This window comes from Limosilactobacillus sp. C0001E2, assembly GCF_056590915.1.
This window is the reverse complement of sequence record NZ_JBWPXC010000001.1, coordinates 1-23,000: the sequence shown is the minus strand read 5'-3', so window position 1 is coordinate 23,000 and position 23,000 is coordinate 1. Positions and strand designations below refer to the sequence as shown.

Below are 23,000 nucleotides of genomic sequence, written 5' to 3'. Positions count from 1 at the left end.
TTTCAATTGTAAGATTTTTAAACTATTAAATGAAAATCACCTTGGAGGTGGAATGCATCAAACAAGTTGTCAGTAAATCCTTTATCGTTGGAGTCAGTTTTATTGTGCTGGCCATTATTTTACTTACGGCACTAATTTATCAACGAACAGTTGCCATTGATCCGGCCACAATGCCAATTCAAAGTGGCCCAGGAATTAGCTATCAACATATCAGAATCACAAAGCGGAAACGCGTCCTTATTACTGGCGAACAGCGCAATTGGTACCGGGTTCGTCTGAATGATCACGAAAGCGCTTGGGTTCCAAGCTGGCTCATTAACTCCAAAACGCCGTTAAAAAAATCTAATCACCTTGCGGGAGCTATCATTGCGATTGACCCAGGACATGGCGGATCAGACAGCGGTGCGGAATATAAAAATAATTCCGGACAAGCAAAATATATGGAAAAAACTTATACTTTAGCAATTGCCAAACGCCTCGCAAAACAATTACGGGCTTCTGGAGCCCAAGTAGTAATGACTAGATCAAAAGATCGGGCAGTCGGCTTACGGGAACGGGTGCGAATTGCTGAAAATGCCCATGCAGATTGTTTTATTAGCTTACACTTAAACTCGTCACCAGATAAAAATGAGGGATCGGGAATAACGAGTTATTATTACCACCGCGGAAAGTCTAAAAAGCTTGCCCGTAACGTTAGTCACCAATTTAACAACTTACCATTAACCAATCGCGGCATTGATTTTGGTGATTTTTTAGTTATTCGTGATACCTCTTTGCCGTCAATTCTCTGCGAAACTGGCTACGTTAATACCCATAAAGATTTCCGTGAAATCAAAAAAGCCACCTTTCAAGAACGAGTGGCACTTGACATTCGTAAGGGAATTAATCATTACCTAGCAAATCATTAGAAAGAAGCGATTATTATGCAAACAAATGCTTGGTTTGAATCTTTACCCATTGCCCCAATCGCTTCGTGGGAACCGGTCAGTGGCGGTGATATTAATGAAGCATACCGCGTTATTGCAGACGGAATTCCATACTTCATCAAAGTCCAACCTCATCAATCTGCTCAATACTTTGCCCATGAACAAGCTGGCCTCAAAGCCTTAGGTACTGTAATCAACACTCCAACACCGATTGCTTCAGGCGACTTAGATGGCAATGCCTACTTAATTCTAAATTGGATTGATGAAGGACCAGAAGATCAAGCATCACTTGGCCGAGCAGTCGCCAAACTACATCAGCAACATGCTGAACAATTTGGCTTTTCCACTAATCACCGCACTAAGGCGCTTTTAAAGGATAATCACTGGAACAACGATTGGCGTGATTTCTACGTCACTCAACGTCTCCAACCTGAAATTCGAGCTGCACAAAAGCTTGGTCGTTGGAACGACTGGCGTGATCTGCATTTTCAAAATATGACCACTGCTTTTGACCAATATTATGCAAAACATCAGGTCACACCCAGTCTACTTCATGGTGATTTGTGGTCTGGTAACTACATGTTTGATCAAAATGGAACTCCAACTTTAATTGATCCAGATGCGCTCTATGGCGATCGTGAATATGATCTTGCCATGACGACAATCTTTGGCGGCTTTTCACAAGCATTCTACCAAGCTTATAATGAAGTTTCACCACTTAGAAGTGGCTTTGAGAAACGGTTACCTTGGTATCAATTCTATTATTTGTGCATGCACCTAATCCTTTTTGGCGAAACCTATGGTTCAGCAGTCGATAACATCTTAGCCCAATATTAAGCTAATACTAAAAAATATCCCGTTCATTATTCGAACGGGATATTTTTTAGTTAGGAGTAATGATTACTTATTAGAAGTAATAATAATATCGGATGGCTTAACATCCTTGCTAAAGTAAGGCTTTAGTTCATTGTTGTAATCCTTAGTAAAGAAGTCCTGCTTATTCAACTTAGTAATTTCTTGGTTACTCCAGTTCAATAATGACTTATTGCCCTTCTTGACTGCTGGGGCAATGTATTGCTTTGGTCCAATGCTCTTAATACCAACGGTATACTTTGGATTATTCTTTACCCAGGCATACAGGTAGGAATTATCATCAGCTAACGCAGCTCCACGGTTATTCTTAAGGGCATTAAATTGTTGCGTCTTTGAATCAAATTTCAGAAGGGAAACGCCTTTTTGCTTACTAGTAAAGTAATTTTCAGCCGTGGTTCCCTTTGTGACAATCACCTTTTTACCCTTGAGTTGACTAACTTTAGTAATCGCCTTCTTCTTTGGTGAAACAACTCCAACTGAAACCTTCATATATGGCTTAGCAAAGTCGACCACTTGCTTACGTTCGGAAGTAACCGTAAAGTTAGCCAAAACGATATCGGCCTTGTTAGAATTTAACGTATCCACCCGGTTATTCGCATTCACTTGCACAAACTTCACCTTTACACCAAGATCTTTGCCCATTTGTCGAGCCAAGGCAACATCATAGCCGACCCGTTTACCATCCTTATTTACCCAACCGTATGGTGGCAAGTCGCCAAATACCGCCACTTTTAAGACGCCACGCTTTTTAATTGCGCTCACTGAGCTTGGGTTAGAAGCTGCATTCACGGTGGTTGGCCGGACTGCCGCAGTTGCTGCCAATGCAGCGATACTAATGGTTACTAATGCACCCGCAATCAACTTTTTCCAATTAAATTTCATTTTCATAATCTCCTTATATTAAAATTCCATACTTGATAAGAATTCAGCAGCCCGCTTGGTTTGCGGGTGATCAAAAAATTCTTTACCAGCCGTTTCTTCAAGAATACGGCCGTCTTCTAAAAACAAGACTTTATCAGCAATCTTAGCCGCAAAATTCATTTCATGAGTCACAATGATCATTGTCATGTGGTCACGATCAGCTAACTCTTTAATGATTTCAAGAACACCACGAACCATCTCTGGATCCAGCGATGCCGTTACTTCATCAAAAAGCATTAGTTCCGGATGCATCGCTAACGCACGAACGATTGCAATCCGCTGCTTTTGACCACCAGACAACTCACGTGGATAAGCATGGGCTTGTTCTAAGTGAACCCGTTCTAGCAATTCTAGGGCTTCCTTTTTCACCTCCTCTCGCGGTCGTTTTTGAACCTTGGTTGGTGCTAACAAGATATTTTCGATAACTGTCAGATTTGGAAAGAGATCGTAACTTTGAAAAACCATGCCAATCTTTTGTCGCAATTCTTGCCATTCTTTCGGTGATGGATCTACCTTTTTGCCGTGGAAATAAATTTCACCACTCCGGAACGGTTCCAAACCGTTTAAAGTCCGAATTAACGTACTTTTCCCGGAACCCGACGGACCCAATAAGGTCACAACCTCACCTTTATTCAGACTAAAATTAATATCGTGAAGAGCTTGCCAATCACCGTAATACTTATTTAAATGGTTAACTTTTAAAATTTCTTCTGCCATTTTTTCACCCACTTTTTATTAATAATTTTGCTTGGCAGTCAATCGCTTTGCCCATAACGACAACGGATAATCAACTACAAAGTAAAGAATAAAGATCAAACCATAAACCCAGAACACTCCTGTTGGATGCGTCTGATTATTAGCTTCAATAATCTGTTGACCAACATTGATTACATCCATAATGCTAATCGTCATTAATAACGAAGTGGTTTTAATCACCCGGGTTGCCAAGTTAATGGTTGCCGGTAGTTCTAACTGGAATGCTTGAGGAAGCAAAACATACCGGAATAATTGCTAGGACGTTAAGCCCAGTGCTAATCCAGATTCTCGCTGATGTTTAGGCACTGACTCTAAAGCTCCACGAACAATATCACTAAACTCAGCAGCTACCCAAAGGGCAAAGGCGAGCACCGCCATCCAAGTGGCTGGCAAGTCAATCTTAAACTGCCGCGGTAAAATATAATAAACCAAGAATAAAAGGACAATTGTTGGTACAATTCGGAAGAATTCTAGATACAGCCATAGTATGAAACGGATTAATCGGTTTTTCATCGTTCGTAATAAACCAAGAACAGTTCCGAGAACCAATCCAATTAACAATGAAACTACTGCAATCCAAACGGAAGTCCAAAGGCCACCCATCAGCCTTGCAAAATTACTCCCTTCAAGGAGCACGCTAATTCCCGAATGAGCCATAACGAACCCTCCTTTCTAACCAGTCTAAGAATAGGATCAACGGAATTAAAATAATCGCATATGCAATTACTAACACTAATAAGTATTCATTTGATCGATAGTACATTCCGATCAAATCAAGCGCTGTATTGGTTAATTCCGGAATAGCGATGACAGAAAAGATTGACGTTTCCTTGATTAGGAAGATCACATTTGCTGATAGTGCTGGAACACTTAGCGCCAACCCCTGGGGAAGAACTACATACCGAGCTAATTCCCATTGGTTCATTCCTAACGCTAATCCAGCATCAATTTGTGATTTATTAATACCATTAAAGCCTCCAGCAAATCCTTCAGCCATGTATGCACCACCCAGAAAAATCAAGCCAATAATTCCACTCGCTTCCGCGGATAGTTTCATCCCGAGGACAGGGAAACCATAATAAAGAAAGAACAACTGAATTAATAATGGTGTATTTCTACCTACTTCTACATAGGCTCCTAAAATTTTACTAATGATTGGTATTTTAAAATACCGAACCAAACTTACTAGGACCCCAACAACCAGTGAACCAACAATGCCAACGAAGGAAAGCCATAACGTCAGTTGGAATCCCTTAACGAAACTGGGGATGCTTTGTTGGATAACTTCCCAATTCATAAACCTCCATCCTTTCTGAACGCAAAATAAAAGGTCGCTAACCACTGTCATGGTTAACGACCTAAAATTTTATTAGGAAATGAGAGCTCTTTAATTTAGTACTATTCATGCACCCTAAAAGAGCCCAACTGTTACCATGTCAGTTCGACTATTCATTTGAGTACAAGTACAACAAACTAATTGATGTAAAGCCAACATGGTAATTCCTCCTCGTTCTTAAAGTATGCTTATACTATAAAAGCGCACTTACTAAATGTCAATCTAAATGTCAATACTAAAATTAGATTTTTTTAATATTATTTTTCGTACCAGATTGTGACCGGACCGTCATTTTCTAAATCAACTTTCATATCCGCGCCAAATTGTCCCGTCGCGACAGGAATTCCGGTCGCCGCTAGTTTCTGATTAAATTGATCGTAGAGCGGTTCGGCCAAACTTGGTTTAGCAGCCTTTGAAAATCCCGGACGATTACCGTGCTTCACGTCCGCATACAGCGTGAATTGAGAAATTGATAAAATCGCCCCATCGACATCACGTAGCCCTAAATTCATTTTACCCGGTTCACTTTCAAAAACCCGCAAGTTTGTAATCTTGTGCACCATATAGTCGAGGGTTTCTTCGGTATCATTAGGGCCGAACCCAACTAACAGCATGTAACCCTTGTCTATTTTCCCGATTACTTTGCCATCAACACTTACTTGAGCATGATTAACCCGCTGTAATACAACTCGCATCCTTTTTCACTCCTAATGAATTACTCGTTTAACAACATAAACATCCGGAATATTCTTCAGGGCATCCATAATAATTCGCAGTTGTGCTAAGTTACGTACGCCAACCGACGCCGAAATAGTTGCTAACCGGTTATTATCAACTTTTCCATTAACAGAGGTTAGGAACCGAGTGTTGTTATTGATAGAATGTAGTACATCATTCAGCATCCCATTACGGTTATATCCTTGAACTTCAATATCCGCATTATAGTTGGTTTTATCGCCCTCTGGATTACTCCAATAAACCTGGACAATCCGCTGGCCACTTTGCTCAGTAGATTTAATGTTTGGACAATCAACCCGGTGAACAGAAACTCCCCGCCCCTTTGTAATGTAGCCGACAATTTCATCACCCGGAATCGGGCTGCAACAATGACTCAGGCGGGTAAGAAGGTTATCAACTCCTTCTACAACCACACCGCCATTGCCTTTGGCAATCTTTTTCTTATCACTAGCGGAACTTTCCAAGGTTTTATGTTCTTCTAGTAGTGCCCGTTCTTCCTCACGCTGCTTATCGTCTTTTGCCTTTTGACGTAAATCAGCCGTAAACCGGTTTTTAACACCCACCGGCGGCACATCACCAAAGCCGACTGCCGCAAAGAGGTCGTCCGCATCCTTAAAGTGCATTTCATTTGCAACCTTTAAGGTTTGGTCAGTCGTGATAAATTCTGATGGTTCTAGGCCATCATTTCGCAGCTGTTCCTCAATAATTCGTTGTCCTTCAACAATGTTTTTTTCACGATCATGGGCCCGGAAGAATTGGCGAATCTTATTTCTAGCACGGCGGGTCGATACTAAATCAACCCAATCCCGGCTTGGTCCTGCAGACGATGTGGATGTAAGAATATCAACAATATCACCATTCTTGATTTCATAATCAAGTGGCACAATCCGACCATTGACCTTGGCCCCTGTCGTGTGATTTCCAACCTCAGTATGAATTTGATATGCCATGTCCAGCGGACCAGCGCCCTTCGGCATTTCAATCACATCACCCTTCGGAGTAAAAGCGTAGACCTTATCCGTAAAGACATCACTTTGGACCCCTTGCATAAATTCATCGGTACCGTGACTCTCACTCCGCATTTCCAAAATTTCTTTGACAACGTTTAGCTTTCGACTATCCAGCGTTGCTTGAACCCCATCCGTCTTACCTTCTTTATAAGCCCAGTGAGCAGCAACCCCGAATTCCGCCACCTCATGCATATGATGAGTTCGAATTTGAATTTCTAATGGCCGCCCTTCTGGCCCAATCACTGTCGTATGTAGAGATTGATAACCATTGGCTTTCGGCATCGCAATATAATCTTTAAAACGTCCCGGCATTGGCGTCCACGTGGTATGGATTGCTCCCAAGACAGCATAGCAATCCCGAATGGAATCAACGACCACCCGGACCGCTAACAAATCATAAATTTCACTGAATTGTTTATGCTGGGTAACCATTTTCCGATAAACAGAATAGATGTGCTTTGGTCGTCCATAAATTTCAACATTTGGGCCTAAGTTAAGGTCAGCCGTAGCTTTTTTAACTTCCTTAATTGCTTCGTCAATGTAAGCAACCCGTTGATCACGACGAGAATGCATTAAGTGAACAATCCGATAGTATTGCTGTGGATTAAGGTAGCGTAAAGAGAGATCTTCCAACTCCCACTTAATCGTACTAATCCCCAAGCGATCAGCAATTGGGGCATAAATTTCCAGCGTTTCGTTGGAAATCCGTCGTTGTTTATCAGGGCGAAGATGGTTAAGCGTCCGCATATTATGAAGCCGATCAGCGAGCTTTACAATCATCACCCGAATATCCTTACTCATCGCCAAGAGCAATTTACGGTGAGTTTCAGCCATTTGTTCCTTATTCGACTTGTAATGAATTTTACTAATCTTGGTATCACCATCAACAATCATCGCAATCGTTGGGCCAAAGATTTCTTTAATATCATCAAGCGTGGCTCCAGTATCTTCCACAATATCGTGCATATATCCCGCACAAACCGTTTCTGGATCCATTCTTAATTCAGCAAGAATTCCCGCTACCTGAATGGGGTGAATAATATACGGTTCACCAGACTTTCTGACTTGATCATGGTGAGCCACTTCAGCAAAATGATAGGCACGTTCACATAATGCGACATGCTCCTCATTCATATAAGAAGAAATCATTTTCTTAACATCTTCATGCGTTAATTCTTTAACTTTCGACATTCTCACCCCTCCTGACTTTACGATTACTTATTATCACTACGTCCCATTGACCACGCAAGATAGGAAACTCCAAGATAAATAATTACGAAGTACCACATGTAATGGGGAGCAAAAAAGTAACTGCCAATTAAATACATGATCGGAAAGCACAATATTCCCCAAGTCCGGGAACGTTGCACATAATGATGACCTATCCATAAACAATAACCACCATTGATCACAATCAAGTCTAACCACATCATCGTGACCTGTGATATAAACGATAATTTGGCAAAACCTGCTGTTAAAATAATTCCGAAAACGACATTACTAATTACAACTTGCCAATCAATTTTCTTTTGCAGTACTTTCATACTTCTCTCTTCATTCCTTACTGATTTAATGGATTAATTTTAGCACATCTTTGCTATTGATAGAGTTTCAACTTAACTCCGTAGCAAAAGAAATCGCACTCAGCAGATACAAAGGCGCTGTTTCTGTTCGCAAAATTCGTGGGCCCAAGCCCACTGGTACCACTCCAGCTGCTTGCATTTGTGTAATTTCATCTTCTGTTAATCCACCTTCAGGCCCAAAAATTGCTAGCACCCGATCGTCTGGTTTTGTTTGTTGTAAAACCGTGGCGAGTGTACTCGTCTCACCCTGTTTTGCCGATTCTTCCCAGGCAACCACTTTTTGTTCCGCTGACGTTTGCTTCAAAACTGCGGCGAGGTTGGGCAAGTATGAAATTTGCGGTATCCGGTTACGATGTGATTGTTCAGCCGCCCCGTTCGCAATTTTTTGTAAACGAGCAATTTTTTTAGTTTGTTTATTTGTTGTCCAATGGCTAACCGAACGCGCTGCCTCAAAGAAGATGACTTCATCAGCCCCAAGTTCTGTTGTCTTTTGTACAATTAATTCCGGCTTACCTTTCGTTTTGGGTAACCCACAGGCCAAAATTGGGTGAACTGGTAATTCAGCATTTTGCTGAAGATCTTCAAGGACCTCAACTTGTGCTGTTTGGGAGTCAATTAGTGATGCTCGATAAACATGTTCGTTATCAAAGACCAATTCACACTGCGTTCCTGGTTCAGCACGGAAGACGGTAATAAAATGATGGGCAACTGACGATGGCAAAGGCAATTTTTCATTAGTGTGCAGTTGCGCTTGGTGAATAAAGTATCGTTGCATTTATTCGTCCTCCGTCGGTTTATGTGCAATAATGCCATACCAATCCTTCATGCGGAGCGTTTCATCAATCACAAATCCCTGTTCCAGCTCTGCGTCACGAACCGTTGCAAACTTATCCTTAATGATCCCAGAAGTCAAAAATTTACCTCCGGGCCGCAAATTCACAAAGGCCTGCGGGATGAGTGGCAAAATAATCTCAGCTAAAATATTGGCAACAATCACATCAGTTTGTGTTTTGATCCCATCAAGCAAACTGTTAACCCCGAGCTGAATATCAGCTGCTTGCGGGTTTAACGCTACGTTACGCTTAGCTGATTCAACTGCAACTTCATCGACATCATAGGCCACGACATCACCAGCACCCAGCAGTTTGGCAGCAATTGCGAGAACTCCCGAACCAGTTCCAACATCAATTACAGATTCACCACCCATTATTACTGTTCCTAAAGCCTGAAGCATTAGCTGGGTTGTTGGATGAGTCCCTGTACCAAAGGCCATCCCTGGATCTAAAATGATTGTTTTTTCATTTGGGTTCACTAGCTGATAGTCTTCCCATTCTGGTACCACTGTTAGTTGACTGGTAACTCGAACCGGATGATAGTACTTTTGCCATTCTGTCGCCCAATCTTGATTATCGATTGCCGATGAAGTAACTATCGCCGGAGCCGGGTTTAAGCCAAACTGTTTCAGTTGCTCCACTCGTTGTTTAATCTCAGTCACTAATTCGGGAACAAATATTTTGGGTGGGAAATAACCAGTAACCGCTGCACCAGTTTCACGATGCGGTAATTCACCTGGATCAATAATTTCACCATATGGCCCATACTTCCCCCGCTTTAGCTTTGCATAATCAGCTGCATCGTCAATCTTAACGCCTGTAGAACCAGCATCACTTAAAATATAACTAACTGCTTCCACAGCTTCATTCGTGGTTTCGACAGTAATGGCTGTCCAGTCCATAATTCACACTCCTTTAAATGACAAAAAAAGCGACTACTATCGTCGCCCTTTTCCACCCCAGTTATTCTTTTTCAGTATTTTTGGCCTGCTTGCCTTCACGCTTACGTGCCCGTTTCTTTTCGAGATGTTCCGTTAGATATAGGATCAAATCTTTCTCGGTTTTAAAAATGCGCGGATGGTGCTGGTGGTGCAATCGAACATCGATTTCATTAATCTTCAAACGGCCCGTCCACGTGTGAGAGTAACGAATGATTACCCGATTATTTAGCTTATGCTTGCCAAACCGAAAGACATATACATGCTCTGGGGTCATCATCGGCCGAATATATTCCTTCTTATATGTTAAATCATTATCACGCATAAACTGCTTGGTCCGATTTAAAATGGTAATCACCTCCCAGATTCCTTATTGGACAAAATTTGTTAAACTATATTTTACCACAAGGTCTTGCTCTACAAAAGGTACAGAAAATAAAGATCTCTTAAATCTGTTAACTAAAGTGATCCGGACCTTTATAAAAACGCTATAATAGGTTCCACATTTAGAAAGGATGGTAACCACATGAGTTTATTAATCGGCCTTTTGGTCATTTGGCTCCTTTGGAAGTTGCTAAAGTTTTCCTTTTGGCTCTTAGGGGTCTTAATCATCGTTGCCTTAATTGGCTTTTTCGTTAAGGCCTTACTGATTCCCGCCATTATTCTTATTGCGGGTGGATTATTATATGGGTTTGGCTCATTTTTTAATTAAATTACAAATCAAAGATGACGTTAATTAGTATTTGATGTTATAATTCAATGTTGTAAAATGGTTGATCGACATTTGGTCAGCCTAATTTTTTGAATGAAAGAGAGTGTTTCTATGTCAAAGAATCATCAAAAGGTTGTTCTTGTCGGAGACGGTGCCGTAGGTTCAAGTTATGCCTTCGCCATGGCTCAACAAGGAATCGCTGAAGAATTTGCAATTGTTGATATCATCAAGGATCGGACTAAGGGTGATGCATTAGATCTCGAAGATGCAACACCATTTACTGCTCCTAAGATTTTCTATTCAGCCGATTACGACACCTGCAAGGATGCTGACCTGGTCGTTATTACTGCCGGTGCACCACAAAAGCCAGGCGAAACTCGTTTGCAATTAGTTGACAAGAACTTGAAGATTATCAAGTCTGTCGTTGAACCAATCGTTAAGTCTGGTTTTGACGGCATCTTCTTGGTTGCTGCTAACCCTGTTGATGTTCTGACTTACGCTGTTCAAAAGCTTTCTGGTTTCCCACGTAACAAGGTGGTTGGTTCAGGTACTTCTCTGGACTCTGCTCGTCTGCGGGTGGCTCTTGGCAAGCTCTTTGACGTTAGCCCAGTTGATGTTCAAGCTAACATGATGGCTGAACACGGTGACTCCGAATTTGCTGCTTACTCCAGCGCAAATATTGGTGGTGTGCCAGTTCTGGAACTTGCCAAGGAAAAGGGTATTTCAATGGATGAATTACTCAAGATCGAAGATGACGTTCGTAAGAAGGCTTACCAAATCATTAACTTAAAGGGTGCAACCTTCTATGGTGTTGCCACTGCCCTTACCCGGATTTCACGGGCCATCTTACATGATGAAAATGCTGTTTTACCAATTGGTGCTCCATTAAACGGTGAATACGGCTTAAAGGATATCTACATTGGTACACCTGCAGTTGTTAACGCCAATGGTGTTGGCCGAGTAATGGAAGTTCCATTGGACGATCGTGAAAAGAAGGCTATGGCTGATTCTGCTAAGACTCTTGAAGAAGTTGCCAAGAACGGAATGGCTAAGCTTCAAGGAAACGCCTAAGAATTTCAAGTATAGAAAAAAAAGATCTCAACACTTTTGTTGAGATCTTTTTTGTTTACTCTAAACCACATGGTGTATACCCCGCATTACGAGCCTGACTCACCGTCATCTGACTAACACTATGCGATCGCCGCAATGCCCGGCAATTCGGATCATAATGGTACTTGTGCCCACTTGGTGTTACATACACCGTTTGATTTTGATTATCATCAGCCCCTGACTTGGCGGAAACTGAACTAGTGGACACCGCAGTAGTTGCACTTTCTTGTTCGCTACTAGTCACCTGACTTGTCCCATCATCGTAATTAATATTGACACCATCTTGAACGTTAAAAAGGTAGACATTAAAGCTGACCGCATCACTACCGACTGACTGTCCCTGCATGTGAACGCCGCGGGCCACCTTTTCTGCGCCCCGATAAATTGGCGTAACCTGATAACGGACATACTGATTTGGATGACTCTTTAAGAAACTGGCCACCTGATCTTCATACTTCAGCATTGCCGGATCATTTAATGATCGGGTGCCAGTAATTAGATTTTTCCAGTTGTTATTCTGGCCACTGAGCTGATAACCAATCAAATGCGACCGATTGTAAAGGTATTTACCATTCACTTTCTTATTATGCCAGCCACTCGGATTGACGTGGAGCGGTTCTCGCTTTGCAGTTGGCATCATGGACTTGTTTAGTAATGCGTCTGCTCCTGTCGCGCGGTTGTACTGATCCAAGGATGCATACTTTTGCCAACTCCCCTTGCTAGTATCAAGATCTTCATTGGTAAAGGTTGGTTGGTTGATTATTATTTACCACAATCACTTGCTGTCCTTGATAATCAAGATTGGCTAATTGCTTTTCGTCCACCGTTAAATGGTGTTTTTTGGCTGCCAAAGCCGTGACTTGTGATGATGGTCCAAGCTGAGTAGCAACCGGCGCTTGAATACCGATCCCAAACGCTAAGATTCCCACACTAATTTTAGTTAACCATTGCCGATAATTCATAAATTCACTTCCCTAAATTAATAATTTAATGGTAGCATATTATTACAAACGAAACATTCAGAAAGGAAGTTTTATTATGAGTAAATCAAATCAAGAGTTAGCGGTTGAATTAACCATTGCCATGCTTCAACACAACGCGACTGTTAAGACTAGTATGGACAACCCAGAAGCCAAAAAGCTGACCAATGCAGTAGCAGTTGGTCAAAATTATAAGTACTTGCTTGGAGTTTTAAATAACGATATCGACCCCTTTCAAAAATAGTTAAGGAGTCACATCATGATTAAAGAATTTAAAGAGTTTATTAGTCGGGGTAATGTCATGGACATGGCCGTCGGGGTAATTATTGGAGCGGCTTTTACCTCCATTGTTAATTCGCTCGTTAACAATATTATTAACCCGTTTATCGGGATCTTTGTTGGTAAAATTGACCTTTCCAACCTCGCTTGGACGGTTGGCGGTGCCACGTTCAAATTTGGCGTTTTTATTAATGCCATAATTAACTTTTTGATCATCGCCTTTGTGGTTTTCTTGTTGGTTAAAATGGTTAACAAGCTATTTCCTAAAAAACCAGCAAATCCAGAACCAACCCAGCCCAGTGCTGAAGAATCACTTGCGAAAATCGTCAAAATGCTTGAAGAAAAACAGTAGTAAGATTAAATTAGGTCCAAAGCTTTTCGAACTTTGGGCCTTTTTTTTAAATTAAAATTGAATATCCAGCAATAAAAATCACGCTCATCACAAAAAGAAGCAGACAGTATTTTCCATTCCACTTTAAAGAAACGGTGGCTGAGTTAATACCAAGGATATTAGCAATCACGACCACAATCCCAGCAAATGGTGACATCATGTATGCTAATACACTACCAATATTGAGAGCTAAAGCAATTGACAAAGCATTAAATGGCAAGCTTATTCCCATCATTATCTGGCCCAGTAACGTTACCGAAGCGAGTGGATGCACACCAACTAGGGATAAAACAACAACAAGGAGTGGAATTAAGACTAACGCTCCCCATGATAAATGCAAGATGGACGGTGCTAATACTTGGCCGATTATTTTAAATATCTGCGAATGTTCAAAGACATTTGAAAATAAACCAATTGCTACAAAGAATGGTGCTAAACTACCACCGCGTAATAGTCCGCTTTGCATGTATTCTTTACCAGCTTTAACAGTTCGCTGATGACCATGATCTCTAACTTGCAAAACCAATAACCAAAATAAAATGACAACTAGTCCAGCTAACGCCACATCTATCATGGCCTCACCAATTTTAAGATGAATCAAAGTAAAAGCAATCATCAACAATGCCATAACTGCCAATCCAATTTGAAAGACCTTTAAGGTCGCCTTCTTTGTGTTAATTTGGCTTTTAATGTTCTGATTAGCGTTCTTTGTTGAAGAAGACCCATTTAGTTCAATCAACCAAGCTATACAGAGTCCTAATAATCCTAAAATAAAACTGGGGACAAATAGTTTTGGAATTGGCACATGTGTGATGGTGCTGATTAGAAAAATTGTTGCTGCCCCGGGCGCCCACAACGTTCCCAAGGTAAAGGAACGACTAATGGCGACTGACGAAAAGTGGTCATACTGATCACCAAGCCGTTGCTTTATCGTCGGCCCTAAAATCGAATAAACGATTGGCACCGTCCCCATCGAAAGAATACTCGAAAGTAAAAATGTAATTAACATTGTAAAACCGAATAAACTGCGATTCGTTGGCAATTTACCGTTAACAAGTGTCACAATTGAACTCTGGTAATGACCAACCGCAATCGGAATGGTAAACAATTGCATCACGATTAACAATACAATCAGGTTATCCATCGAATTGACAGCATCAATTACTCTGGCTAAGGCAAAATGATCGTACTGAGCAATTACTAATCCAAGCAACAAAAAAATTCCAGTTGCCCACTTAAAAGCGTTGCCTAAATGATGAAAACCACAAATCAGGACTAATACGGAAACGATTGCTAATGTCACCGCAAACTGGTTTGCAAAAATCAAATTGAGAATACTTATAATTACCAACAGAATTAATAAAATTCTTTCACAATTTTTAACTGTCACTTCGATGTTTCCCTTTTTAATCACGCGCATTTACCATTAATTCTGTTTTGGTTAATATCTTCTCGGCCAGTTCATCCCGGAAATCATTATAGAAAAACTTATCTTTAACATTCATGGCCTGACTGAGTGCATAAATGGTTAGAGTATAGCGGTGCGGCTTTTCAGGCGGCATGGGACCAGCATAGTGACTAATAACGTATTCATCATCTTCATCGTAAAACCGTGAAGCCCATGTATTCATTCCTTGAGGGCCTTCAAAAACACTACTAAAATCTTCCGGAATACTTTGAACAGGCAGGTTCGTCGCCAACCAATGAATAAAAGGAAAGCCCGTTCGTGGAACCGCATCATAGTCAATTAGCGATAATGCTAAGCACTCAGTTCCGTCAGGAACATCAGCTATCTTAACGGGAAATGATACTACTGGTTGGCCGGCTCTTTTAATAGTCGAATATTTAAAATACTTATCTGGTAAATACCCATCTTTAGTTAGTGGCACACTTATTTTCATCGATGAATCCCCCTACTTTGACCATAAGAAGTTGATTAATGCTTGATCAACTTGTCGATTACTATGTAATTTACTGTGTTGAGCTTGCTTACCAGAAAATTTCTTTTCTTGATAAGATGTAGCCCGTCCGGAAACTAAATAGCGCATTGTCTTTGATGATTCATTCGTTACTTGTCCATCTGAACCATCGCCGATATCACCATACATATTTAATACCTTGGCTGACTTTGGATAGATGCTACGCAATCCTAGTAACTGTCGATAAGCTGGGCTCATTTTATTAGGTTGGCCAGTATGAGAATTCACTGCTAAGTTACCTGGCAAGTCACGCCCCTTGATTCCATCAAAATGGCCAGCAATTGCTACCTGTTTATTTAGCCGTGGTAACTTTTGATCATGTGCATGATCTAATAAGTAAAAACTAGTTGACATATTACCCATTGAATGACCAACCAAGTTAATTTGTTTAAAATGATAAGTATTTTGAAGCTTTTCAATTACGTTGAATGCATACTTACCATCTTGGTGATAATCACTATTTTTGTTATCTGCATAATTAACCATAACGATTGGATTATTGGCGTGGTGCGGAATCTTTCCGACTAAAGTTACTTGACCTTTCTGATTAACATTAGCGTGGATCACGGTGTTAGTAACTCCTGCCCGTTTAGCCGCATTAACCATATGTTGTTCTGCATGCGCACTGCTTCCCCAGCCATGAAAGAAGATTGTTGGGGTTGAGGACTTAATATATTTATTACTACTTGAATGAATTATTCCTTGTTGGTAACAAATCCCTAAGATAATTGCTAAACCAAGAATAACAATTCCTGTGATTCGTAACTTTTTCATTGTCTTTCCTCCTTGTAGAAAAATAAGGTTGAGCTTTTCACTCAGCCTTATAGGATCTTATGCTTGGTTAGTTGGGTAAATCGTGAATTCGGAAATATCAACGTCTTCTGGTTGGTCAATGGCGAAGTTGACAACCCGTGCAATTGCATCTGGTGAAATTCCATGTTGTTTGTAGAAGTTCTTCATGTTTGAAGCGGTCTTTTCATCACCAATGTGGTTAAGCAATTCAGTATTAATTGCAGCTGGGTAAAGGGTAGTTGTCCGAATATTAGTCCCTTCGTTAGCACTTTCCATCCGGGTAACTTCCATCGCGTTCTTAACGGCAAACTTAGTAGCACCGTAAACCCCAGAGCCAACATAATTCTTAAGACCAGCAACTGATGAAGTGGTAATAATGTGACCATGCTTTTGGGCAGTGAAAATTGGCATTACCGCAGCGATTCCATTAAGAACCCCTTTAATATTAACGTCAATCATCTTGTTCCATTCATCAGTCCGGACAGCACTCATTGGTGAATTTGGCATGATTCCGGCATTGTTAAAGATAACGTCAACCTTGCCAAAACTATTTTGAGCCGCCTTTACTAACGCTTCAACTTCTTCAGGCTTAGTAACATCAACAGTCCGGAAATCTGCCCGTCCACCATTAACGTTAATTTCATTAGCAATCTTGTAAAGTCGGTCTTCACGGCGGGCCCCAAGCATAACCATGGCACCATTGGCGGCCAATAATTTAGCTGTTGCTTCACCAATTCCTGAAGCTGCACCTGTGATTACTACTACTTTTCCTTTAACAGCCATCATTAACTTCCTCCTTAAAATGATTACTTTGTATTATCTCTTTCAACACTATTAATCTTAAATCCTTAGCAAGATTAATAGAATCGCCGATGATTTAATATTCTATTAACTATTAGTTGATACCATTTAAAATGTCACTAACAGATTGTTTAGTGAATTGTGTAGCCACCATCAACAGCCAGCGCTTGCCCAACAACATAACTTGCAGCATTTGAACATAGGAATAATACTGCATCCGCAATCTCGTCTGGTTCTGCCAACCGTCCCTCTGGGATGTCCCGAATATACTCATCCATGGCGTGCTTTTCAGTTTTCATCATCCGATCAACCATTGGTGTATGAATCACTCCTGGACAAACGGCATTGACGTTAATTCCCTGATCTGCATATTCAAGGGCCGTGCTCTTAGTCATTCCCAGGACCCCATGCTTAGAAGCGTGGTAAGCACTCCGTCCTGGTAATCCAACCAGGCCGCCCATTGATGAACAGTTAACAATCTTGCCACCTTCATTTTGCTTTGCCATTTGTCGTAATTCATATTTCATGCAAAGGAAAACACCTTTGAGATTGGTATCCATCACTTTCTCATATTCATCCAAAGCCAGATCAGCAGTATTAGTAATTGGACTCTGGATACCTGCATTGTTATAGGCAAAATCTAATCGACCAAATTTTTCAACGGTGAATTCAACCATTTGTTGAACTTGAGCTTCATTAGCAACATCGACAGCGAATGAGTCAGCTTTATAACCTTGCTTCCGGAGATCGGCTGCTTCATCTTTTGGCTCATGATGTCCCGCTAATACAACTGCTGCCCCAGCTTGGGCAAATTTTTTTGCTGCTGCTAGGCCAATCCCGGTCCGTGCTCCTGTAACAATTGCAACTTTGCCATTAAAATCATAATTAACCTCTGTCATCCTGATTTCTCCCTTCCGAATAGTTTCTTCTAAATTAAGCTTTTAAGCGAAAGGTAACGTCAGCTGAACCCAGCTTACTAAAGAAGCTCACGTCACTATCAATGTGACCAATTGGTTGTTGTTCAAAGATTTCACCATTTTGCTTGTATAGAATCACTAAGCTCCCCATCGGCGGCCAGTAGGAGATGTCGCCAACTTTGTATGAACGGTCCCTGGCATCATCAGTTGGCAAGCCACCGCGACCATAACGGTGACACATTTCACGTGGTGCATAGAGGTTATCCATACTAATCGTAAATGGCATCCGTGAAATTAATTCACGGGTTGTTGCATTATCTTCAAATTGGGCAGTTACTTTAACATCATTATTAATGATAACTTCGACTAATTGTTTACTCATTTTAATCATCCTTTCTTGTGGTTAACGCGGGTTTCTTGTCAAGACGTGATCATAGTTAATCACCGTCATCTTGTGATTGTTCTTACTAAAGCGAATCACTTCATCATAGGGTGCCAAGGTGATTTCATGCTTACCAGTTATCTTCCAAGTACCCTTATAAATATCCTTTTGCCCATGCTGGTTTTCTCGCCAATGATGATTCTTGGTAAAGGTAATTTGTTGATGAATATCCTTATCGTGGTGGTTAACCCAAACACCGACTACATCATCAGTGGTTACCCGAGAACTTGCTGCCCGAGCAACTAGCGGCACACTAGCAAAAACCAACAACATTACTGCAATTACTATTTTTTTCATTAGATTACACCATCCTCTTTTAACCATTTTTCAATTTGCGTGGTACTACTTGTCACCGCATGGGTTTCCAGTCGTAATCCTGGCTTTACGATTGCGGTTGGCAAGAATCTCTTCGTGTCCTTTTCAGTATTTTCAATTCCAACATCGCCAGAAGTTGCAAATGGAATTACTTTCTTGTTACTAAAATCATATGCTTCCCAGAATGACCGAATGACCATTGGTTCCCGGTACCACCAGATTGGATGACCAATCAAAACGGTATCATATTGGTCAATATTAGGAACCTGATTAATTAATTCTGGACGATAATCGGCTAATTGCTCCTTATGTGCTTGAATTGAACATGGATCATGTTCTGCTGGATAGAATTGACTCGTTTTAATTTCAAATAAGTCTCCTCCAGTTAGCTTTTGAATTGCTTCTGCAAACTCCTTACTATGGCCCCAGTGACTAAAATAGGCGATTAAAATATTACTTGCCATTTTGCATGCCTCCCTTTAATTATTCTTTGGTAAAACTACTGAAAGTAAAATGAAACTAATAACGAACGTGATTAATGTTTGCATGTCAATTCCTCCAATCAGTAAAACGATGGTTTAGCCCATTTAGTATTCGGTTCAGCGACACCAACACTCTGGTAAGATGCTTTCGCCGGATTGTTTACGATCTCAGCAATAAATTGCGCAGCGGCCTGACGAGTTAGTTGCGTATCCTGAAACGCTTGGCCAGATGGGATGACTTCGTATTCTTCATTACCATCCTGATCATAAAGCCAGGCCAACCGCATTAAGGTAAAGTTCAGACCACTTGTTTTAATAATATTGGCGGCTTCGATTAGATTTTGGTTATTCCCCATCATCTTTTGACTCCATTTGCCAAACGCACCGGTGACCTCATCTTCAATTCCTAATTCACTAACAGTAATTAAGCGATTAACGTGTTTAGCTTTCATCACGGCAACCACATTTTTATTGGCCTCAATAAATTGACTAGTCGCCATCACGACGATTTGTTGATTTTGTATAGCTCGTTGCAGATCATCGATTTGATTCCAATCACCGTTCATGACGTGAACTTTTGGGTTACTGACTAGTTGTGTGAGCCGCTGTCGACCATGACGAGCAAATAAAGTCAGAAAAACATCTTGATGGAGCAACTTTGGAATCAAATAATGTGAGATATTACTTGTTGCTCCCAAAATCAACACTCTTTTCATCTCAATGCCTCCTTGCTTCATTCGATGGTTTTATTATGCAACCAATACCATTGACAAGGAAGAAGCTCATCGTTAAGATGGTGTTAACTAATGGTTGATAGGAAGGCAATACTATGGAAACCAATAATTTACAGACTTTTATTTCAGTCGTACGCTCTGGAAGCTTCACAAAAACCGCCGAACAGAACTTCATTTCCAGTACTGCGGTAATGAAACAAATTAACCGACTGGAGCAGGAGCTTGATACTAAGCTATTTGATCGTGCCAGTACCGGTGTAACCCTGACCCCAAGTGGTAAAGTCTTTTTGAAATATGCTGAAACCGTGCTTAAGTTAACCACGCAGGTGTATACGGATTGTCACCAATTAGATGGCACCATTCAAAATATTCGCCTCGGTACATCCCTTCTCCATCCAAGTATGCCTTTTATGCCCACCTGGAATCAGATTAAAACCCAACTACCAAATTACCAGCTGCAAATTTTACAAATCCCAGGAGACTTAACCGCTAATAACCGTGAATATTCAATGCTCGGCCGGGAATGTGACATTATGATTGGAACCTTTGATCAAGCCACCACCAGAAGTTTAGTAACTGCAATTCCGTTGGGTACTTACCAATTTGGTATTGCGGTACGAAGTGATAATCCGCTCGCTAGCAAAGAAGAACTGTCAATTACGGACTTAAAGGGACAAACCCTTCTGATGGTACCAACCGGGGTCAGTGAAAAAAACGACCAATTACGCCAAGAGATTCTTGATACTGATCCGGAAATTACCATTAAGTACACCAATGGACGTTATGATATTAATGTCTTTAACCAGGCCGTTGATGAAAATGATGCATTAATCAATGTAACTCCTTGGAAAGATATTCACCCTAATTTAGTCACAATTCCCCTAAAGACTAATATTGAAGTTGAGTATGGTATTCTCGCCCCTAAACATGCTACTGGTAAGGTTAAGAACTTTATGGATCACGTTCGCCAATTAATACAACAATAAAAAAATCCGCTCATTTAGGGAGGTAATTCCTTCAATGAGCGGATTTTTTCTAATTTAGCTTTATTTACGTAAATTCATCACCAAACCAACCACGGCTTCACACAACATGGTACCAGCCATCCAGTACATTCCCATCATCATATTGCCGGTAAAGGTAAAGTAAGCTGTAATCGCGTAAGCAACAACCCAAAGTACTCGCCAAAAGATATTCATGATTTCTCCTTCTCTCAATTTTGATTTTGGCAAACCTAAATTTACTTCTTTTAGTATAACCCTTCAAGAATAAATATGCTAATAATCGGTCGTTTTTATTAGCAGTCTACCTGACTTGAATCCGTAGTTCAGTAATAAAGTTAGTACCATCATTTAAACGGCGATAATCTTGTGGATATGATTCCTCAATCACCATTGGACTTTCGCTGACTTTTTCTCGGTGCATATCTAATAACTGTCGATAGTAACTAAGATACTTAACCCGTGACCAATTAAAAGCAATACATGCATAATATCCTCCCTGCTTAATTGCCCCATCGATATTATTCATAAGGGTCTTAAATTGGAATTGGTAATGAATGTCACTTAGGTTCAAATAATTGTCAGCTTTAAAAATAAAGCCATATTCCAAGTTTGGAACTTGTCCTAACTCAAGCAGCTGCTGGTCAAGTGTTATCATTTCCTGATCTGGTTTATCAACCGGTGTAATAATATCTTGAATTGGCTGTTGATATACCAACTGGTTTACGTGCCGATAGTAAACTCCCGCATCAACTTTCTGTTCCAGTATTTTAACAATCTCAAATTGGTGTTTTTGAAATTGGGCCATTCGTAAGCGTTCTTTTTCTCGTTGAATATTTCCACGAATTACTTGTTCTTGCTTCTCCCAGAAGTCCGATAATAAATCAGGTTGATCCATTACCTGCTTTATTTCTTGCAACGACAATCCAGTTTCTTGCAAATACTTAATCAATTTTAACCTAAATAATTGGTCAGCTGTATAGTATCGATATCCGCTATCAATATCACGGTGGGCCACCTTTAATAAATTGAGTCGGTCATATAAACGAAGTGTCTGAACAGACGTCTGACCTAACTTAGCCATTTTTCCAATCGAAAACATAATTTTACTCCTTGACTCTATTCTTACTATAGACTTTATCATGTTATCCATAGGAAATACAAAGGAGTTGACAATAATGGAAAAAACACTTCGATTAACTGTTCCCGATTGGCAAGCAGGACAAAATCCAGTCTATCGACTTGGTGCAGAAATTCTAACAACAATTGCTCCAGAAAATTCTGAACAAGACTCTGTAACAGTTCGCATTCCTGACCAACCAGCCAAATTAGAAAAAGAAAATGGTGTCTATGGGCAATCAATCGTCAAACAAAACGTGATTGATACAGCTGAAGTCATTCAAAAACATCATCCCAATAAAATTATTACTTTAGGTGGTAACTGTTTAGTATCACAGGCACCTGTTGATTACTTAAATGGTTATTATGATGGTGATCTTGCTGTAATCTGGGTTGATGCTCATCCAGATATTTCAACACCTGAAATGTTTTATAATGAACATGCAATGGTGTTAGGAAATTTACTAAATGCTGGTGATCCCGCTTTAGCTAGTCTTGTTCAGCATCCTATTTCTGCAGATCAAGTCTTTTATCCAGCCTTGTCGGAGCCATTATCACATGAAAAGGACGAACTAAAGCGGCTCGGTATTTCATATCAGCCACAAGTCACCAATACGATCGACTTCTCTACAACTGTAGAATGGCTTGAGAAGCATAATTTTAAGAAGATCTTTGTTCACTTTGACATTGATGTAATGGCCCCAAAAAGTTTTTATGCAACTTTCTTTAACGATCCAGCACTTAGCCAAATTGAAATTCCAGATAATGCAGCAATTGGTAAAATCCCTCAGGAAAGTGCCTGGAACTATGTCAGCCAATTAAGTCAAAAATACGACCTAGTTGGTTTGACGATTGCTGAGTACATGCCATGGAGCGCACTGCAAATGCGGAATTTAATGAAAAATATCAAGATATTCTAAATATAAAAATGCTAGGTAACCTGAAATAGTTACTTTGAAGTGAACCCTGTAAGTTGGACACTTTAATTTAGACAACTTTTTCTAAGGTAAGATTTCGATATTCAATCGGAGT

The 23,000-nt window shown here is 40.5% G+C and carries 28 protein-coding genes and 2 pseudogenes; 8 read left to right on the top strand and 22 right to left on the bottom strand.

Features of this window, described 5'->3' with window-relative positions; all coding sequences use genetic code 11:
* Nucleotides 1-104: 104 nt before the first annotated feature.
* Both AC1EKL_RS00150 and AC1EKL_RS00145 read left to right on the top strand, forming a co-directional pair.
* Nucleotides 105-908 carry an N-acetylmuramoyl-L-alanine amidase gene (locus AC1EKL_RS00150; protein WP_480188952.1) on the top strand — a complete coding sequence of 268 codons (804 nt, stop codon included), beginning with the start codon at nucleotides 105-107 and terminating at the stop codon, nucleotides 906-908.
* Nucleotides 909-923: 15 nt separating this feature from the next.
* Nucleotides 924-1,763: a fructosamine kinase family protein gene (locus AC1EKL_RS00145; protein WP_480188951.1), complete on the top strand. Its 840-nt coding sequence runs from the start codon at nucleotides 924-926 to the stop codon at nucleotides 1,761-1,763.
* A 63-nt stretch (nucleotides 1,764-1,826) separates the two neighbouring features.
* On the opposite strand, the gene AC1EKL_RS00140 is transcribed toward AC1EKL_RS00145, so the two are convergent.
* The 10 genes and pseudogenes from AC1EKL_RS00140 to AC1EKL_RS00095 all read right to left on the bottom strand — a co-directional run bounded on the left by AC1EKL_RS00140 (nucleotide 1,827) and on the right by AC1EKL_RS00095 (nucleotide 10,239).
* A complete protein-coding gene (locus tag AC1EKL_RS00140; RefSeq protein WP_480189773.1) occupies nucleotides 1,827-2,687 on the bottom strand; it encodes a transporter substrate-binding domain-containing protein in 861 nt (286 codons plus the stop codon).
* Nucleotides 2,688-2,699: 12 nt separating this feature from the next.
* Nucleotides 2,700-3,437, bottom strand: a complete 738-nt coding sequence (locus AC1EKL_RS00135) for an amino acid ABC transporter ATP-binding protein (protein WP_480188950.1) — start codon at nucleotides 3,435-3,437, stop codon at nucleotides 2,700-2,702.
* Between the two features lie 18 nt (nucleotides 3,438-3,455).
* Nucleotides 3,456-4,133, bottom strand: a pseudogene (locus AC1EKL_RS00130) (amino acid ABC transporter permease).
* Nucleotides 4,114-4,773, bottom strand: a complete 660-nt coding sequence (locus AC1EKL_RS00125; protein WP_480188949.1) for an amino acid ABC transporter permease — start codon at nucleotides 4,771-4,773, stop codon at nucleotides 4,114-4,116. The pseudogene AC1EKL_RS00130 and the gene AC1EKL_RS00125 overlap by 20 nt, the downstream one beginning before the upstream one ends.
* Before the next feature lie 296 nt (nucleotides 4,774-5,069).
* Nucleotides 5,070-5,507: a D-aminoacyl-tRNA deacylase gene (gene dtd, locus AC1EKL_RS00120; protein ID WP_480188948.1), complete on the bottom strand. Its 438-nt coding sequence runs from the start codon at nucleotides 5,505-5,507 to the stop codon at nucleotides 5,070-5,072.
* Between the two features lie 12 nt (nucleotides 5,508-5,519).
* A complete protein-coding gene (locus tag AC1EKL_RS00115; RefSeq protein WP_480188947.1) occupies nucleotides 5,520-7,751 on the bottom strand; it encodes a RelA/SpoT family protein in 2,232 nt (743 codons plus the stop codon).
* Nucleotides 7,752-7,774: 23 nt separating this feature from the next.
* Nucleotides 7,775-8,104 (bottom strand): hypothetical protein, encoded by a 330-nt coding sequence (locus AC1EKL_RS00110; RefSeq protein WP_480188946.1) that lies wholly within the window; start codon nucleotides 8,102-8,104, stop codon nucleotides 7,775-7,777.
* Between the two features lie 67 nt (nucleotides 8,105-8,171).
* Nucleotides 8,172-8,918, bottom strand: coding sequence for a 16S rRNA (uracil(1498)-N(3))-methyltransferase (locus tag AC1EKL_RS00105; RefSeq protein ID WP_480188945.1), 747 nt, complete (start codon nucleotides 8,916-8,918; stop codon nucleotides 8,172-8,174).
* The gene (gene prmA, locus AC1EKL_RS00100) at nucleotides 8,919-9,878 is read right to left on the bottom strand and encodes a 50S ribosomal protein L11 methyltransferase (protein ID WP_480188944.1); all 960 of its coding nucleotides are present in this window, start codon (nucleotides 9,876-9,878) and stop codon (nucleotides 8,919-8,921) included. It lies immediately after the preceding gene.
* 61 nt (nucleotides 9,879-9,939) lie between these two features.
* On the bottom strand, nucleotides 9,940-10,239 hold the full coding sequence (locus tag AC1EKL_RS00095; RefSeq protein WP_464465289.1) for a hypothetical protein: 300 nt from the start codon (nucleotides 10,237-10,239) through the stop codon (nucleotides 9,940-9,942).
* Between the two features lie 201 nt (nucleotides 10,240-10,440).
* Here AC1EKL_RS00095 and AC1EKL_RS00090 point away from each other — a divergent pair, with 201 nt between their 5' ends.
* Nucleotides 10,441-10,626: a hypothetical protein gene (locus tag AC1EKL_RS00090; RefSeq protein WP_040455524.1), complete on the top strand. Its 186-nt coding sequence runs from the start codon at nucleotides 10,441-10,443 to the stop codon at nucleotides 10,624-10,626.
* A gap of 111 nt (nucleotides 10,627-10,737) precedes the next feature.
* Nucleotides 10,738-11,697: an L-lactate dehydrogenase gene (locus tag AC1EKL_RS00085; RefSeq protein WP_295731532.1), complete on the top strand. Its 960-nt coding sequence runs from the start codon at nucleotides 10,738-10,740 to the stop codon at nucleotides 11,695-11,697.
* A 280-nt stretch (nucleotides 11,698-11,977) separates the two neighbouring features.
* On the opposite strand, the pseudogene AC1EKL_RS00080 reads toward AC1EKL_RS00085, so the two are convergent.
* A pseudogene (locus AC1EKL_RS00080) lies at nucleotides 11,978-12,545 on the bottom strand (DNA/RNA non-specific endonuclease); the annotation flags it as partial.
* A gap of 229 nt (nucleotides 12,546-12,774) precedes the next feature.
* On the opposite strand from AC1EKL_RS00080, the gene AC1EKL_RS00075 reads away from it, so the two are divergent.
* Together AC1EKL_RS00075 and mscL are read left to right on the top strand one after the other, a co-directional pair.
* Nucleotides 12,775-12,960, top strand: a complete 186-nt coding sequence (locus AC1EKL_RS00075; protein ID WP_480188943.1) for a hypothetical protein — start codon at nucleotides 12,775-12,777, stop codon at nucleotides 12,958-12,960.
* A 15-nt stretch (nucleotides 12,961-12,975) separates the two neighbouring features.
* Nucleotides 12,976-13,347 (top strand): large-conductance mechanosensitive channel protein MscL, encoded by a 372-nt coding sequence (gene mscL, locus AC1EKL_RS00070; RefSeq protein WP_480188942.1) that lies wholly within the window; start codon nucleotides 12,976-12,978, stop codon nucleotides 13,345-13,347.
* A 46-nt stretch (nucleotides 13,348-13,393) separates the two neighbouring features.
* Here the strand turns inward: mscL and AC1EKL_RS00065 are convergent, their stop codons facing one another.
* The 9 genes from AC1EKL_RS00065 to AC1EKL_RS00025 all read right to left on the bottom strand — a co-directional run bounded on the left by AC1EKL_RS00065 (nucleotide 13,394) and on the right by AC1EKL_RS00025 (nucleotide 19,830).
* Nucleotides 13,394-14,776, bottom strand: a complete 1,383-nt coding sequence (locus tag AC1EKL_RS00065) for a hypothetical protein (protein ID WP_480189771.1) — start codon at nucleotides 14,774-14,776, stop codon at nucleotides 13,394-13,396.
* A 16-nt stretch (nucleotides 14,777-14,792) separates the two neighbouring features.
* Nucleotides 14,793-15,287, bottom strand: a complete 495-nt coding sequence (locus AC1EKL_RS00060; RefSeq protein WP_480190156.1) for a YbhB/YbcL family Raf kinase inhibitor-like protein — start codon at nucleotides 15,285-15,287, stop codon at nucleotides 14,793-14,795.
* A gap of 12 nt (nucleotides 15,288-15,299) precedes the next feature.
* Nucleotides 15,300-16,139: an alpha/beta hydrolase gene (locus AC1EKL_RS00055; RefSeq protein ID WP_480188939.1), complete on the bottom strand. Its 840-nt coding sequence runs from the start codon at nucleotides 16,137-16,139 to the stop codon at nucleotides 15,300-15,302.
* 57 nt (nucleotides 16,140-16,196) lie between these two features.
* The gene (locus AC1EKL_RS00050; RefSeq protein ID WP_480189097.1) at nucleotides 16,197-16,940 is read right to left on the bottom strand and encodes an SDR family oxidoreductase; all 744 of its coding nucleotides are present in this window, start codon (nucleotides 16,938-16,940) and stop codon (nucleotides 16,197-16,199) included.
* A gap of 149 nt (nucleotides 16,941-17,089) precedes the next feature.
* The gene (locus AC1EKL_RS00045; RefSeq protein WP_480188938.1) at nucleotides 17,090-17,857 is read right to left on the bottom strand and encodes an SDR family NAD(P)-dependent oxidoreductase; all 768 of its coding nucleotides are present in this window, start codon (nucleotides 17,855-17,857) and stop codon (nucleotides 17,090-17,092) included.
* Nucleotides 17,858-17,891: 34 nt separating this feature from the next.
* Nucleotides 17,892-18,257 carry a cyclophilin-like fold protein gene (locus AC1EKL_RS00040; RefSeq protein ID WP_480188937.1) on the bottom strand — a complete coding sequence of 122 codons (366 nt, stop codon included), beginning with the start codon at nucleotides 18,255-18,257 and terminating at the stop codon, nucleotides 17,892-17,894.
* 21 nt (nucleotides 18,258-18,278) lie between these two features.
* The gene (locus tag AC1EKL_RS00035) at nucleotides 18,279-18,614 is read right to left on the bottom strand and encodes a hypothetical protein (protein ID WP_480188936.1); all 336 of its coding nucleotides are present in this window, start codon (nucleotides 18,612-18,614) and stop codon (nucleotides 18,279-18,281) included.
* Entirely contained in the window at nucleotides 18,614-19,096 is a 483-nt protein-coding gene (locus AC1EKL_RS00030; RefSeq protein ID WP_480188935.1) for a flavodoxin, read from the bottom strand. Before AC1EKL_RS00030 ends, AC1EKL_RS00035 begins: the two co-directional genes overlap by 1 nt.
* Before the next feature lie 98 nt (nucleotides 19,097-19,194).
* Nucleotides 19,195-19,830: an NAD(P)H-binding protein gene (locus AC1EKL_RS00025; protein ID WP_480188934.1), complete on the bottom strand. Its 636-nt coding sequence runs from the start codon at nucleotides 19,828-19,830 to the stop codon at nucleotides 19,195-19,197.
* Nucleotides 19,831-19,943: 113 nt separating this feature from the next.
* Between AC1EKL_RS00025 and AC1EKL_RS00020 the strand changes: the two genes are divergently transcribed.
* A complete protein-coding gene (locus AC1EKL_RS00020) occupies nucleotides 19,944-20,834 on the top strand; it encodes a LysR family transcriptional regulator (protein WP_480188933.1) in 891 nt (296 codons plus the stop codon).
* Nucleotides 20,835-20,894: 60 nt separating this feature from the next.
* Here AC1EKL_RS00020 and AC1EKL_RS00015 read toward each other — a convergent pair whose 3' ends face one another.
* Together AC1EKL_RS00015 and AC1EKL_RS00010 are read right to left on the bottom strand one after the other, a co-directional pair.
* On the bottom strand, nucleotides 20,895-21,047 hold the full coding sequence (locus AC1EKL_RS00015) for a hypothetical protein (protein ID WP_480188932.1): 153 nt from the start codon (nucleotides 21,045-21,047) through the stop codon (nucleotides 20,895-20,897).
* Between the two features lie 106 nt (nucleotides 21,048-21,153).
* Nucleotides 21,154-21,951, bottom strand: coding sequence for a MerR family transcriptional regulator (locus AC1EKL_RS00010; RefSeq protein WP_480188931.1), 798 nt, complete (start codon nucleotides 21,949-21,951; stop codon nucleotides 21,154-21,156).
* Nucleotides 21,952-22,027: 76 nt separating this feature from the next.
* Here AC1EKL_RS00010 and AC1EKL_RS00005 point away from each other — a divergent pair, with 76 nt between their 5' ends.
* A complete protein-coding gene (locus AC1EKL_RS00005; RefSeq protein WP_480188930.1) occupies nucleotides 22,028-22,888 on the top strand; it encodes an arginase family protein in 861 nt (286 codons plus the stop codon).
* The last annotated feature ends 112 nt before the right edge of the window (nucleotides 22,889-23,000 follow it).

Coding starts and splice junctions, on each gene's coding strand:
- AC1EKL_RS00125 (WP_480188949.1), bottom strand. CDS start 4,773: ATGAATTGGGAAGTTATCCAACAAAGCATCCCCAGTTTCGTTAAGGGA.
- prmA (WP_480188944.1), bottom strand. CDS start 9,878: ATGGACTGGACAGCCATTACTGTCGAAACCACGAATGAAGCTGTGGAA.
- AC1EKL_RS00115 (WP_480188947.1), bottom strand. CDS start 7,751: ATGTCGAAAGTTAAAGAATTAACGCATGAAGATGTTAAGAAAATGATT.
- AC1EKL_RS00085 (WP_295731532.1), top strand. CDS start 10,738: ATGTCAAAGAATCATCAAAAGGTTGTTCTTGTCGGAGACGGTGCCGTA.
- AC1EKL_RS00035 (WP_480188936.1), bottom strand. CDS start 18,614: ATGAAAAAAATAGTAATTGCAGTAATGTTGTTGGTTTTTGCTAGTGTG.
- AC1EKL_RS00090 (WP_040455524.1), top strand. CDS start 10,441: ATGAGTTTATTAATCGGCCTTTTGGTCATTTGGCTCCTTTGGAAGTTG.
- AC1EKL_RS00140 (WP_480189773.1), bottom strand. CDS start 2,687: ATGAAAATGAAATTTAATTGGAAAAAGTTGATTGCGGGTGCATTAGTA.
- AC1EKL_RS00010 (WP_480188931.1), bottom strand. CDS start 21,951: ATGTTTTCGATTGGAAAAATGGCTAAGTTAGGTCAGACGTCTGTTCAG.
- AC1EKL_RS00135 (WP_480188950.1), bottom strand. CDS start 3,437: ATGGCAGAAGAAATTTTAAAAGTTAACCATTTAAATAAGTATTACGGT.
- mscL (WP_480188942.1), top strand. CDS start 12,976: ATGATTAAAGAATTTAAAGAGTTTATTAGTCGGGGTAATGTCATGGAC.
- AC1EKL_RS00005 (WP_480188930.1), top strand. CDS start 22,028: ATGGAAAAAACACTTCGATTAACTGTTCCCGATTGGCAAGCAGGACAA.
- AC1EKL_RS00095 (WP_464465289.1), bottom strand. CDS start 10,239: ATGCGTGATAATGATTTAACATATAAGAAGGAATATATTCGGCCGATG.
- AC1EKL_RS00015 (WP_480188932.1), bottom strand. CDS start 21,047: ATGAATATCTTTTGGCGAGTACTTTGGGTTGTTGCTTACGCGATTACA.
- AC1EKL_RS00110 (WP_480188946.1), bottom strand. CDS start 8,104: ATGAAAGTACTGCAAAAGAAAATTGATTGGCAAGTTGTAATTAGTAAT.
- AC1EKL_RS00020 (WP_480188933.1), top strand. CDS start 19,944: ATGGAAACCAATAATTTACAGACTTTTATTTCAGTCGTACGCTCTGGA.
- AC1EKL_RS00045 (WP_480188938.1), bottom strand. CDS start 17,857: ATGACAGAGGTTAATTATGATTTTAATGGCAAAGTTGCAATTGTTACA.
- AC1EKL_RS00145 (WP_480188951.1), top strand. CDS start 924: ATGCAAACAAATGCTTGGTTTGAATCTTTACCCATTGCCCCAATCGCT.
- AC1EKL_RS00040 (WP_480188937.1), bottom strand. CDS start 18,257: ATGAGTAAACAATTAGTCGAAGTTATCATTAATAATGATGTTAAAGTA.
- AC1EKL_RS00050 (WP_480189097.1), bottom strand. CDS start 16,940: ATGGCTGTTAAAGGAAAAGTAGTAGTAATCACAGGTGCAGCTTCAGGA.
- AC1EKL_RS00060 (WP_480190156.1), bottom strand. CDS start 15,287: ATGAAAATAAGTGTGCCACTAACTAAAGATGGGTATTTACCAGATAAG.
- AC1EKL_RS00075 (WP_480188943.1), top strand. CDS start 12,775: ATGAGTAAATCAAATCAAGAGTTAGCGGTTGAATTAACCATTGCCATG.
- AC1EKL_RS00025 (WP_480188934.1), bottom strand. CDS start 19,830: ATGAAAAGAGTGTTGATTTTGGGAGCAACAAGTAATATCTCACATTAT.
- dtd (WP_480188948.1), bottom strand. CDS start 5,507: ATGCGAGTTGTATTACAGCGGGTTAATCATGCTCAAGTAAGTGTTGAT.
- AC1EKL_RS00105 (WP_480188945.1), bottom strand. CDS start 8,918: ATGCAACGATACTTTATTCACCAAGCGCAACTGCACACTAATGAAAAA.
- AC1EKL_RS00055 (WP_480188939.1), bottom strand. CDS start 16,139: ATGAAAAAGTTACGAATCACAGGAATTGTTATTCTTGGTTTAGCAATT.
- AC1EKL_RS00030 (WP_480188935.1), bottom strand. CDS start 19,096: ATGGCAAGTAATATTTTAATCGCCTATTTTAGTCACTGGGGCCATAGT.